This window comes from Paenibacillus rigui, assembly GCF_002234615.1.
GTDB lineage: Bacteria > Bacillota > Bacilli > Paenibacillales > NBRC-103111 > Paenibacillus_S > Paenibacillus_S rigui.
This window is the reverse complement of sequence record NZ_NMQW01000009.1, coordinates 1-13,964: the sequence shown is the minus strand read 5'-3', so window position 1 is coordinate 13,964 and position 13,964 is coordinate 1. Positions and strand designations below refer to the sequence as shown.

Below are 13,964 nucleotides of genomic sequence, written 5' to 3'. Positions count from 1 at the left end.
CCTTTTTAAAATAAAGCACAAAAACAGAGGGAGAATATGGAGAAGATTGAGAGATTATTATCTATCATTATGATATTGCTGAGAAAGGATATCGTAACATCAAAAGAATTTGCGCAAATATTTAACGTTTCCAAAAGAACGATTCTTCGAGATATGGAAATATTGAGTTTATCTAACATCCCGATCTATTCTATCAATGGAATTAATGGCGGCTACGGCATACTGGATGAATACAAGGTTGATAAACGTCTTTTCAGCAGCTCCGACTTTGAGAATATATTGACAGCGTTGGGTGGATTGGAACAGATTCTAATTAATGAAGAAGTGGAAGTGACCATAAAAAAAATAGAAGCCATGGGGAGCCCGTTGTCTCCGAAAGGTTCAATTCAACTGTCATTTTATGATTGGGAGGGACGGTCTGAGATTATTCAAACCTTGAAAATATGCCAAGAATCGATATTAAAGAGAAGGTTAGTTTCATTTGATTATATTGATAAAAATGGCACCACGACGAATAGAATTGTCGAGCCCTATCAGCTTCATTTTAGTGAATCGAGTTGGTATTTGAAGGGCTTCTGTTTACATCGTCAGAGATATAGAACATTTAAATTATCCAGGACCGATCATCTTGTTATGGATGAAAACACATTTAACCCTAGAGATTATTTATTTGAACAAGAACATGAAGCAAGTTATCAACCGCAATTAGTCGCTATTAAGGCGTTGATTTCGCCTAGCATAAAAGACCAATTCATTGAGCGGTACGGTCGAAAGAGCATTGAAAACTATAGCTCTGAATATTTTTTAGCCACCATTTATGCTCCTCAAAACAGTATTGGCTTTCAATTTTTGGCGGGCTTCGGGACAAATCTGGAAATCGTAGAGCCGAATACCTATGTTGAAGAATTTCGAGCTTATTTGAATAAAATGGTGGAGAAGTATACTTCAAAAGGCTCCCATTAACATCAACACGGGGATGACGCAGCGTCCTCCTCGTGTCTTTTTGATCTGAACTACAGTTCTATTGGAACAGCAAAAGGATGACTATTCATCCAAAGGTCTGAATAAATGCCGATATGTAGCATCCAAGATCATATGAGCCACTAGCAGGCTGGCAGCGCGAAAAATTCCAGAAACATCAAAGGGAGACGCTTGTCTCCCTTTCTTGCCTTATTTAACTTTTTACAAGCAAATAAATGCTTATCTCCAAAAAATCAACTTTTTAAAGAAGAAATTACATCGAAATTCTATAGTGACTCCGTTATAATAAAAGCATTATAAAACAGGGGGGTAGGCTAGGTGATAGTTTACAATTTAGAAGCAAGAAGCCGAACTTTCGAAAGATTATGATTTCAAGCCAATGAGCGTCAAAGGACAACAGCTTCCCATTCCAAGTTGCTGATTTTCGGTCAATCGGAAACATGATATACCCATGCCGTACATACGGCGAGCCTTTTCCAAAAGGCTGTTTTATACATCAAGTTAAGCCCTCGATTAACAGTCTTCATGCCCATCACATTTTTTTACTCAATGCAGACCTTTATTTCACCAGCAAGCTCCTGAGTCCGTTTAAGCTTTCTGACATCTCCGAGTTCCTTACTTCCCACAATGTTGTGAAATGCTAATTATGTTACAAATCGTAGCGTCACTGTTAGATTCAATCAAGTTTTCCTGTACATGTTAGAAATATAAAGCGCTATCAATAACAGCTTGTGAACATTACACAACGACAATATTTATGTGCTATAGAGGCAACAGTTATCGTTTTTTGTTTAAATGGTCAATTTGATTTATAGATGAAGCAAGAACGGGGAGGAATTCAGATCCATGGTTAAAAAAATATATGTAATCGTTTTCATTTTTACATTATTGGTAGGCGCTCTTCCGGGCATATCGGCCTATGCAGATAGCACGACCACTGCCAAGAACCCGATCATATGGGCGGACGTACCTGACGTTGATGTGATCCGCGTAAACGACACTTATTACATGACCAGTACGACCATGCACGTGAACCCGGGAGTTCCGATTATGAAGTCCAAGGATCTTGTCAATTGGGAAATCGTCAATTACGTATATGATATTCTTGCGGCGAATGACAAGCAAACGCTTTCCAACGGGCAAAGCTTATACGGGCAAGGCTCATGGGCAAGCAGCATTCGGTACCATAACGGCAAGTTTTATATCGTATTTGCCTCTAACGATATTGGCAAAACGTATATCTTTCAAACCACCGACATCGAAAAGGGCCCATGGGAAAAATTTGAGCTCGCCGGCGGAGTCTATCATGACATGTCGCTGCTGTTTGATGATGACGGACGCGTCTATCTGGTGTATGGCGCTGGAACCATCAAGGTGATCGAGCTGACCTCAGATGCCACAGCGATCAAAGAAGGTGGAATGAACAAAACCATCATTCAAAATGCAAGCGCTCCCGGAGGCACCGGCGGGCTTGGGGCTGAAGGCTCTCACATTTATAAAATCAATGGTAAATATTATATCTTCAATATTTCTTGGCCTTCCGGGAGCATTCGTACCGAGTTAGTGCATAGGGCAGATGCTATTGACGGTACGTATGAAGGAAAGATTGCTCTAAGATCGGGAAGCAATTCCAACAGCGCCGGTGTAGCCCAAGGAGGGATCGTTCAAGCTCCTGACGGCAAATGGTACGGAGTCTTGTTCCAGGATTACGGCTCCGTAGGGCGCATCCCCTACATTGTGCCGATGACATGGAGTCAGGACGGCTGGCCCGTATTCGGTGATGTCAATGACACGGGGATTCCTGCCGAGCTTTCCAAATCGTGGGTTTCATCGGATAACTTCGATCAGAGAACAGACAAAGTTGGAGCCTATCATACAGAGGTTGCAAGCGGGGAAAATGATTACAACGGATCCAATCTGGGGTTAGTCTGGCAGTGGAACCACAATCCCGATAATCGATATTGGTCTCTTACCGACCGTCCGGGGTATCTTAGACTCACAACCGGAAGAACAAGCACCAGTATCCTGAATGCCAGAAATACGCTTACTCAAAGAACCTTCGGACCGGAAAGCTCAGGGACCATTGCAATCGATGTCAGCCACATGAAAGACGGGGATTACGCCGGGATTGCCGCATTCCAGCAGAACTACGGATTTGTCGGTGTCAAAATGTCCGGTACGACCAAATCGGTTGTGATGGTGAATGGAAGCTCAGGGTCTGCGGTCGAGGCTGCAAGTATCCCACTCGCGCAGGACATCGTCTATTTAAGAACCGAGCTGGACTATAAGAATAGGACGGATAAAGCCTATTTCTATTACAGTCTGGATGGCGTGCGCTGGGCATCGATAGGCAACACCCTTCAAATGGCCTATACAATACCGCATTTTATGGGCTACCGTTTTGGCTTGTTCAATTACGCGACAAAGACAACAGGCGGTTATGTTGATTTCGATAGCTTCAAAATAGATGATAAGTTGTCAGGTTCCAATTTTGATACAAATTTGAAGTACCTCCAGGTGAATGGCACACAAGTGAGTGGGTTTAACCCAAGTATATATAACTATTCGATAGATCTTCCTGCCGGGTCGGTTCCTCCTCAAATTACTGCGACGGCAAACGATCCAGGCGCCACAGTTTCGATCACTCAAGCGACGACGGTACCTGGAACGGCCTCGGTGACGGTAAGCAGGGATGGATTGCAAACGGCGGTCTACACCATTCAATTCAACACTCCTGCCGTTGTAGCCATTGAGGCGGAAACTGCAGCTGACAATTCTGTCAATGCTTATGTGTACGGCAACGCGAACGGCCATACCTGGTCGCTTGTGGACGGTCAGTCCACGAAGGCGATGCTGTTTGGGCCAGACAATGGCTACGCACAGTCGGGTACGGATGCAGCCTCTCTCGCTGCCGATTCGAAACTTGGTTATAAAATTAACTTTGCGACGGCAGGAACCTACAATGTTTGGGTGCTTACCAAGACTCCTGATTTCAATGGGGACTCCGTCCACGTTGGATTAGATAATCAGTATAAATTTACCGCCAACGGCATTCATGGTGTGAGCGGTGGTCAGTTCAAATGGGCTAATCTGAGTGGGAATAATGGCGGTGTATTTGGCGGAGCTACATTGAGTGTTACCGCTGGTGTACACGAATTGAACTTCTGGGGAAGGGAAGACGGTTTCATCATAGACCGGATCTATTTAACTACAAGCGACGCTACCACAGATCCTGTCTGGCCATCCGTTGAACCGAAAGTACCTGCAGCTTCGTTAACGGCAGACAGCAGCGTGAAGCCGGGCAGCAGCTTTACCGTAGGCGTGAGCTTGGACAACTTGAAGCAAAGTGTGTATGCCCAGGACCTCACCTTGACCTATGATGCGAACGTATTTGACTATGTGAGTACAGTAGGGGCTAACAACAATATCCAGGTCGTGACAGAGGACAAAGCGACTGCCGGTAAGGTGAGACTGATCACCGCCAATATTGGTGGGGTATCCGGAACCAGCACACCGGTGCTGAATCTGACCTTCAAGGTGAAGGCCGGCGTTCAGAACACGACTGGAACCATTGCGACCACTCAGGCGAAGCTTGGCGTGGCTCCAGAAGGAACGGTCATTCAGGCGGAGCTTAGCAGCAAGAGCATTGCTATAGGCAAGATTGAAGTGGTTGTTGATAAGACCGCTTTGACAACGGCCATTACGAATGCACAAGGTCTGTATGATGCAGCCGTTGTGGGCACATTGCCGGGGCAATACCCGCAAGCAGCCAAGGATGCCCTCGGCGTAGCGATCAATACAGCCAAAGCGGTAAAAGACAACTCGAGCGCAACGCAAGCTCAGGTGGATAGTGCAACAGCCGCACTGGCCAGCGCAGTCGATACCTTCAAGGCGGCCGTGATTAAGGAAGTGTCGGCAGATCTGAACAAGGATGGAGTCGTCGATGTCGGTGACCTTGCGATGGCTGCTTACTATTATGGTAAGGATTCCGCAAGTGCAGACTGGGCAGCAGCCAAGATTGCCGATATGAATAACGATAATAAGATCGATATTACGGATCTTGCGTATGTGGCAACCAAAATAGTGAATTAAGCGATAAGGGTATCAGGGGGCGGGATACATGTGTATTCCTTCCCCTTATGCTAACAACAGGGAGAATCAGCCCGGTTTATCTGTGGTAAGAGAAGTGGAAACAGCCAAACCCGTTAAACAATGAATGACTTTATCCATGTATGAGAGGTGGAAAAGGTTCAATGAAGAAATGGAAGAAGAAATTATTGGTGATGACAACGGCTCTGACTCTGGCAATCACCTCTATCCCGGTTATGGAGAGGGTAGAGGCGGCCGCAGCTACGATCACACCGGCACTGGCCAAAACGCCTGGCAACGCAAACCCGTTATTTACTCAAAAATTTGGTGCCGATCCCTTTGCTATGGTTTATAACGGCAGAGTATATGTCTACATGACGAATGATGTATTTGAATACAATGCGGACGGGACAGTCAAGGATAACGGATATGGTTCCATCAATAAGATTACGGTTGTTTCATCTGATGACATGGTGAACTGGACAGACCACGGAGAAATAGCTGTAGCCGGCCCGCAAGGTGCGGCAAAATGGGCAAATAACTCCTGGGCGCCGGCAGCTGCACATAAAACGATAGACGGTAAGGAGAAATTTTTCCTGTATTTTGCGGATAATGGAAGCGGCATAGGTGTGCTCACAGCGGACAGTCCGATTGGGCCCTTTACAGATCCGCTTGGAAAACAACTGGTGAGCAGAAGTACTCCAGGAGCAAGTGATGTTACGTGGCTGTTTGACCCTGCGGTGCTGGTTGACGATGATGGAAGTGCTTATATTTATTTTGGCGGTGGTATTCCGACGGGTAAGGATGCTGACCCGGGAACGGCACGCGTTGCAAAGCTTGGGGCGGATATGATTAGTTTGGATCTGGCTGCCAGCGGGGGAACTGCCAAGCCCATCAATCCGCCATGGTTGTTTGAGGATTCGGGAATCCATAAATACAACGGGAAATACTATTACTCCTATTGCACGAATTTCTCTGGCGGACATCCGGCGGATATACCTACGGGGGCTATCGGCTATATGGTAAGCGACAACCCGATGGGTCCATTTACTTTTGTCAAAACCGTACTGCCTAACCCTGGTGCTTTCTTCGGCGTTGGAGGCAACAACCACCATGCCATCTTTGATTTCAATGGCCAATGGTATATCACATACCACGCGCAGACTCTTGCAAAGGCCATGGCGGAAAGTGGTTCCTATCCACAAATGGGCGGGCAATCGCATGGATATCGTAACGCACACATCAATAAGGTAAGCTTTGACACAAACGGAGTGATCCAGAATATTACTGGCGATTATGCAGGTGTTCCACAGGTGAAAAATGTGGATCCTTATAAAAGGGTTGAGGCTGAAACCATTGGCTGGAGCGGAGGCATATCCACTGAAACCACTACACAACCAGGTACAATAGCAAGCGGAATAAACCTGGCTGTCAGCAGCATTAATGACGGAGACTGGACAGCCGTATCCAAAGTTGATTTTGGTGCTGCAGGCGCGGGAACATTTACAGCTAATGCTGCAAGCGGTTCGGACGGCGGAACCATAGAGCTTCATCTTGACAGTGCGGACGGCGCATTGGTCGGGACGCTTCCCATTTCCAATACAGGCGGAGACAATGTTTGGAAAACAAAAACAACAAGTGTCTCCGGTGCTACAGGAGTCCATGATCTATATATGGTATACAGGGGAGCAACCACAGGCAATCTCTTCAAGGTAGATTACTGGCAGTTCGGTCAAAAGAGCGCTGCTCATGATCTTGTTGCCATCAATGCATCCACAGATAAGTATAAGATCGACACGGTGTCCGGAACCAACAAGGCAAATATGAAGGTTACAGCCGTATATACCGACGGAACCAGCGAAAATGTGACTACCCAGGCTGCTGCGACACCGGCGCAGAGCGGGATCGTCAGTGTCGGTGGCGGAGTCATAACCGGGGTGGGCTATGGCGCAACAAGCATTAATGTCAGCTATGGCGGAAAATCAGATACACTGAATATACTTGTAAAAGATTTGAACAGTGAGCTGACGGTGAAGAAGCTTACGGCAGATAACAGCTCGGTGTCCTTATGGATCGGCGGCACAAAAAACTTTGCCATCACTGCCGAGTATTTTGACGGCCGCACGGAGAACGTAACGAATACCGCAACCTACAGCAACCCCCATCCGGAAATTGCTGAGGTGAGTAACGGGAAGATTACGGCTAAGTCTAACGGTACTACGAATGTTACGGTGAGCTTTAAAGGCGCATTGGGTGAGCCTGTGACAACTCAATTGTCGATAACCGTTACCAAGCTGACGGAGCTGCTCGAAAACGGCGGATTTGAAAATGGACAATCGCCATGGATCGTGAATGAAACGGCAGATCTCTCCGTATCGGATCAAGTTTTTTACAGTGGTTCGCATAGTATCCATGTCACCGGCAGAAAAACAACAGGTTCCGGTCCTAAGCAATCGGTTGATGGAAAAGTGAAACCTGGAGTGACCTATAAATATTCTGCAAAGGTTAAATATGATACAGGTCCCGCTACCAGACAATTTAATCTCACGATGAGAAATGAAGATTGGATCAATATGAGTCAATCGGATTCATCCTGGTGGGTGTTTAAAGATTTTGGGCATGGAACCATTACGAAAGGAGTCTGGGGAACCATTGAAGGGACGGTTACCGTTCCGGCAGATGCCAACTTCAGCAGACCGGCTATTTTTGTTGAGACGTCGTGGAAATCCGTACAGGATCCAACGGATGATTTAATGGATTTCTATGTCGATGATGTATCATTCCTGGACACGACTGCGCCAACGCAGGTAACGCCTGCGGCTGCCATCTCTGCAGACAACAGTGTGAAGCCGGGCAGCAGCTTTACCGTGGGTGTGAGTCTGAACAACGTGACACAGAGTGTGTATGCTGAGGACATCACCTTGACGTATGATGCTAACGTATTTGACTATGTGAGTGCAGCAGGGGCAAACAACAGCATCCAGATCGTGACAGAGGATAAAGCCACTACGGGCAAAGTTAGGCTCATTGCCGCCGATATCGGCGGGGTATCCGGAACGAGCACACCGGTGCTGAATCTGACCTTCAAGGTGAAGTCCGGCGTTCAGAACACGACCGGAACGATTGCAGCAACCCAAGCGAAGCTTGGCGTGGCCCCTGAAGGAACGGTCATTCAGGCGGAGCTTGGCACCAAGAGCATTGCTGTAGGCAAGAGTGAAGTGGTTGTTGATAAGACGGCTTTGACAACAACCATTACGAATGCACAAGGATTGTATGACGCAGCCGTTGTGGGCACATTGCCGGGACAATACCCGCAAGCAGCCAAGGATGCCTTCGGTGTGGCGATCAACGCAGCCAAATCGGTAAAAGACAATTCAAGTGCGACGCAGTCCCAGGTGGACAGTGCCACAGCCGCATTGGGCAGCGCAGTAGACACCTTCAAAGCAGCAGTCATTAAGGAAGTGTCTGCAGATTTAAACAAAGATGGAATCGTCGATGTCGGTGACCTTGCGTTGGTTGCATATCATTACGGTAAAACTTCCGCAAGCGCAGACTGGGCAGCTGCGAAGGCGGCCGATATGAACAGCGATCAAAAGATCGATATTACCGATTTGGCGTATGTAGCTACCAAAATAGTAAATTAATAATCATCATTGAAGCTGTAGGCGGGGATACTTGGTATCCCCGTTCATATCCCATAGATCGTTTTATTGATATTGTTTAGGGAGGCGGGAATTGTTAATGAAAAAAGCATTAAGCCTATTAACTTTAATCTTTTTGATCTCGACAATGCTGACGTCTATATCCTTTGCAGACAACCCGGTAGTACAAACCATCTATACTGCTGACCCTGCTCCATTGGTGGTTGGCGATACAGTCTATCTGTATACCGGACATGATGAGGATGGCTCGACATACTACACTATGAATGACTGGAGAGTCTATTCTTCAACAGACATGGTAAATTGGACCGATCACGGATCGCCCTTGTCTTACAAAACGTTTAGTTGGGCAAAAGGCGACGCATGGGCAGGTCAGGTGATTCAAAGGAATGGAAAGTTCTATTATTACGTTCCGATTACAAGTTCAGCACTGGGAAGACCGGTCATCGGGGTTGCAGTCTCTGACAGTCCTACTGGACCATTTGCAGATGCTCTTGGACGTCCGTTAGTTGCCAGCGATTGGGGTGATATTGACCCAACTGTATATATTGATGACGATGGTCAGGCCTATCTCTATTGGGGAAACCCTGGACTAAAATATGTGAAATTAAATGCTGACATGATTTCCTACGACCAAAACGTTGGTGTTGTTACAGTACCGTTGACAACAGATGGTTTTGGGACACGAACAGGGAATGACTCTAGGCCGACATTGTACGAAGAGGGTCCATGGTTCTATAAACGCGGAAACCTATATTACATGGTATATGCTGCCGGGGGTATACCTGAATATATTTCGTATTCCACCAGCAATAGCCCTACTGGTCCTTGGACCTACAAAGGGGTCATTATGCCTACTCAAGGCAAAAGCTTTACGAACCATCCGGGAGTCATAGATTTTAAAGGACATTCTTACTTCTTTTATCATAATGGCGCCTTACCGGGAGGGGGTGGCTTCACTCGTTCGGTAGCGGTTGAGGAATTTAACTATAATCCCGATGGTACATTCCCGGCTATCAATATGACAACCCAGGGTCCGGCTGCGATCGCAAATTTAAATCCCTATGTCAAAAATGAAGCCGAAACCATTGCTTGGGAGTCGGGCATTAAAACGGAACCATCCAGTCTAGGCGGAATGGACGTTTACAATATTGACAACGGAGACTATATCAAAGTAAAAAATGTGGATTTCGGAACTACCGGGGCTGGACAGTTTTCTGCAAGTGTTTCAAGCGCTACCAATGGAGGCACCATTGAACTTCGTCTTGACAGTTCAGGTGGAAAATTGATAGGTACACTTCCAGTTTCTTATACAGGCGGTGCGGATCAATGGAAAACAAAAACTACGAGCATTTCCGATGCTGCAGGTGTTCACGATCTGTACATGGTATTTAAGGGCGCAGCTACAGGGAACCTTTTTAAGGTGGATAATTGGAAGTTCGAGAAAAAGAGCGCAGCCCATGATCTCGCTGCCATCAACGCATCTATCGATAAACAGAAGATTGATACGGCCTCCGGAGCCAATACAGCAACCATGAAGGTTACAGCCATATATGCTGATGGAACCAGCGCTGATGTTACGGCTCAGGCTGTTGCGACACCGGCGCAAAGTGGTATTGTTAGCATCAGTAACGGAGTGGTGAGTGGAGCTGGCTATGGCTCAACAAGCATCAATGTCAGCTATGGCGGAAAATCAGATACAGTAAATATCGTGGTAAAAGACTTAAACAGTGAACTGTCAGCGAAGAAGATTACCCTTGATAATAATTCCTTTGCACTGGATTCCGGCAAAACAGCGACATTTAAAGTGACAGCGGAGTTTCTTGACGGACACACGGAAGACGTAACCGAAGCGGCAACTTATAGCAATCCAAGTCCTGGTATTGCCGATGTTTCAAAAGGTACAATCACTGCGAAAGCGAGCGGAACCACTCAAGTTGTTGTGAGTTATAAAGGGGCCATAGGCGATACGGTGACAGCGCAATTGGTTGTTTCTGTCGATACTCCCGCCGTCGTGGCTATTGAAGCGGAAACCGCAGCTGAAAACTCGGTTAATGCCTATGTGTATGGCACCATCAACGGTCATACTTGGTCGCGTGTGGACGGTGAGTCCACGAAAGCGATGCTGTTTGGGCCCGATAATGGCTACGCACAATCCGCTACAGATGCAGCCACTCTCGCTGCCGATTCGAGGCTTGGATATAAAATTAACTTTGCGACGGCAGGAACGTACAATGTTTGGCTGCTTACCAAGACTCCTGATTTCAATGGGGACTCCGTTCACGTTGGATTAGATAATCAGTATAAATTCACGGCCAATGGCATTCATGGTGTAAGCGGTGGTCAGTTTATATGGGCTAATCTCAGTGGGAATAGTGGCGGTATATTTGGTGGAGCTACTTTGAATGTTACCGCTGGCGTACATGAACTGAACTTCTGGGGCAGGGAAGACGGTTTGATCATAGACCGGATTTACTTGACCACCAGCAATTCAACCGCAGACCCGGTCTGGCCGCCCACTGAACCGAAAGTACCTACAGCGGCCCTCTCGGCAGACAGCAGCGTGAAGCCGGGCAGCAGCTTCACCGTCGGCGTCAGCTTGGACAATTTGACGCAAAATGTGTATGCCGAGGACTTCACCCTGACGTATGATGCCAACGTGTTTGACTATGTGAGTGCGGCTGGGGCAAACAACAACATTCAGATTGTGAAAGAGGACAAAGCGACTGCCGGTAAAGTGAGACTGATCGCCGCCAGCATCGGCGGGGTCTCCGGAACGAGCACACCGGTGCTGAATTTGACTTTCAAGGTGAAGGCCGGCGTTCAGAATACGACTGGCAACATTGCAGCCACTCAGGCGAAGCTTGGCGTAGCTCCTGAAGGAACGGTCATTCAGGCGGCGCTTGGCAGCAAGAGCATTGTCGTAGGCAAAATTGAAGTGGTTGTCGACAAGACGGCTTTGACAACGGCCATTACAAATGCACAAAGTCTATATGACGCAGCCGTTGTGGGCTCATTGCCGGGGCAATACCCGCAAGCAGCCAAGGATGCCCTCGGCGTAGCGATCAACACAGCCAAAGCGGTAAAAGAAAGCTCAAGCGCGACGCAGTCCCAGGTGGACAGTGCCACAGCCGCACTGGCCAGCGAAGTCGATACCTTCAAGGCGGCCGTGATTAAGGAAGTGTCTGCGGATTTGAACAAGGATGGAACCGTCGATGTCGGTGACCTTGCGATGGCTGCTTACTATTACGGCAAGGATTCTACTAGTGCAGACTGGGCAGCTGCTAAGGCGGCCGATATGAACAGCGATCATAAGATTGATATTACGGATCTGGCGTATGTGGCAACCAAGATAGCTGACTAACATTGTGGGAGACGATGGACGGGGAACGGTTGGACCCCGTCTGCAGCTCCTCAATATGGAAGGGGATTTGTCCATGAATAAAGTCTCAAGCATGTTAGCTGTATTCATGATGATTTCGACAATGTTTACGACTATTTCTTATGCAGACAACCCGGTAGTACAAACCATTTATACTGCCGACCCAGCCCCGCTAGTGTACAACAATACCGTGTATCTTTATACCGGACATGATCTGGATATAGCTACAACCTCATATAAAATGGTTGATTGGAGATGTTACTCTTCTACCGACATGGTCAATTGGACCGATCACGGTTCAGTGCTGGATGTCACTGCATTTAAGTGGGCAAACCAGACCCAGGATGCCAATGCGTCACAGGTAATTTACCGAAATGGAAAGTTTTACTACTACGTATCAGTTTCTTCTACGATACCTGGCCATGGAGGAATAGCTTTAGGGGTTGCTGTAAAGATGCGATTGGTGCACCACTTGTTACGAATGATATGACTACCTATGCATCGCACTCCTGGGATGATCTTGACCCGACGGTATTTATTGATGATGATGGTCAAGCCTATTTGTACTGGGGTAATAATGCCTTGTATTATGCAAAGCTGAACGACGATATGATTTCGCTGAACGGCTCTATCTCGGCGGTTCCTTTAACCACAGAAGCCTTTGGACCGGACTATGAGGAGGCTCCCTGGATATACAAACGCAACGGGCTGTACTACTTGGTCTATGCGTCCGGCTTTCCGGAATCGATTCGTTATTCTACAAGCACCAGTCCAACCGGACCGTGGACGTATAGAGGGGTCGTCATGCCTCAACAAGGCACCAGTTCGACAAACCATCCGGGAATCATCGATTTTAAAGGAGACTCCTACTTTTTCTATCACAAGAATGGCTTGCCGGGAGGCGGAAGCTACAAGCGTTCCGTTAGTATAGAGAAATTCGCCTACAATTCTGATGGTACCATTCCAACCTTTAATATGACATCGGAGGGTGTTGTTAGCAGTGTAAGTAACTTAAACCCCTATCAAAGAAATGAAGCTGAAACAATAGCTTGGTCATCCGGCATTACAACAGAACCATTCGGTCAAGGAGGAATGTATGTAAGTAATATTGATAATGGGGACTACATCAAAGTAGAGGGTGTTGATTTTGGCGCAGCAGGTGCCGGGACATTTACAGCTAATGTGGCAAGCGGTTCTAGCGGTGGAACCATAGAACTGCATCTGGACAGTGCCGATGGCTCATTAATTGGGACACTTCCCATTTCCAACACAGGCGGGGACAATGTTTGGAAGGCCAAAGCAACGAACATTTCCGGTGCTACGGGAGTTCATGACCTGTATATGGTATATGGGGGGGCCTCGACAGGTAACCTCTTTAAAGTCGATTCTTGGCAGTTCGGGCAAAAGAGCGCTGCTCATGATCTGGCTGCAATTAACGCATCGATCGATAAACAAAAGATTGATACCGTTGCTGGAAACAACACGGCAACCTTAAAGGTCAATGCTATATACACCGATGGAACCAGTGCAGATATTACGAATCAGGCCGTTGCGACACCGGCGCAAAGCGGTATTGTCAGCATCAGTAACGGCGTGGTGAGCGGAGTCGGCTATGGCTCAACAAGCATCAACGTCAGCTATGGCGGCAAAACCGATTCGCTGAATTTGCTTGTAAAAGACTTGAATAGCGAGCTGACGGTGAAGCAGATTACGGTGGATAATAGTGCCGTTGCGCTGGATTCCGGCCAAAGCGCCACCTTCAAAGTCACAGCGGAGTACCTTGACGGGCATACGGAGGATGTAACCAAATTGGCAACCTATACCAATCCGAATCCGGACATTGCTGAATG

General features: G+C 47.2%; 6 protein-coding genes. All 6 read left to right on the top strand.

All coding sequences use genetic code 11. From position 1 onward, the window contains the following. Window positions 1–36 precede the first annotated feature (36 nt). Window positions 37–963, top strand: coding sequence for a helix-turn-helix transcriptional regulator (locus CF651_RS06910; protein WP_094014138.1), 927 nt, complete (start codon window positions 37–39; stop codon window positions 961–963). A gap of 864 nt (window positions 964–1,827) precedes the next feature. Further along, on the top strand, window positions 1,828–5,073 hold the full coding sequence (locus tag CF651_RS33265; RefSeq protein ID WP_094014137.1) for a family 43 glycosylhydrolase: 3,246 nt from the start codon (window positions 1,828–1,830) through the stop codon (window positions 5,071–5,073). Window positions 5,074–5,234: 161 nt separating this feature from the next. Beyond that, entirely contained in the window at window positions 5,235–8,714 is a 3,480-nt protein-coding gene (locus tag CF651_RS33120) for a carbohydrate-binding protein (protein WP_094014136.1), read from the top strand. Between the two features lie 97 nt (window positions 8,715–8,811). Beyond that, window positions 8,812–12,096 (top strand): family 43 glycosylhydrolase, encoded by a 3,285-nt coding sequence (locus CF651_RS06895; protein ID WP_094014135.1) that lies wholly within the window; start codon window positions 8,812–8,814, stop codon window positions 12,094–12,096. 73 nt (window positions 12,097–12,169) lie between these two features. Then, window positions 12,170–12,604, top strand: a complete 435-nt coding sequence (locus tag CF651_RS33115; RefSeq protein ID WP_281254453.1) for a family 43 glycosylhydrolase — start codon at window positions 12,170–12,172, stop codon at window positions 12,602–12,604. After that, on the top strand, window positions 12,601–13,964 hold a 1,364-nt coding region (locus CF651_RS33110), incomplete at its 3' end, for a carbohydrate-binding protein (RefSeq protein ID WP_281254452.1). The genes CF651_RS33115 and CF651_RS33110, both read left to right, overlap by 4 nt.

What these genes read in the sequence shown, in the direction of transcription:
- CF651_RS06910 (WP_094014138.1), top strand. Translation starts at nt 37, where the DNA reads ATGGAGAAGATTGAGAGATTATTATCTATCATTATGATATTGCTGAGA.
- CF651_RS33265 (WP_094014137.1), top strand. Translation starts at nt 1,828, where the DNA reads ATGGTTAAAAAAATATATGTAATCGTTTTCATTTTTACATTATTGGTA.
- CF651_RS06895 (WP_094014135.1), top strand. Translation starts at nt 8,812, where the DNA reads ATGAAAAAAGCATTAAGCCTATTAACTTTAATCTTTTTGATCTCGACA.
- CF651_RS33115 (WP_281254453.1), top strand. Translation starts at nt 12,170, where the DNA reads ATGAATAAAGTCTCAAGCATGTTAGCTGTATTCATGATGATTTCGACA.
- CF651_RS33120 (WP_094014136.1), top strand. Translation starts at nt 5,235, where the DNA reads ATGAAGAAATGGAAGAAGAAATTATTGGTGATGACAACGGCTCTGACT.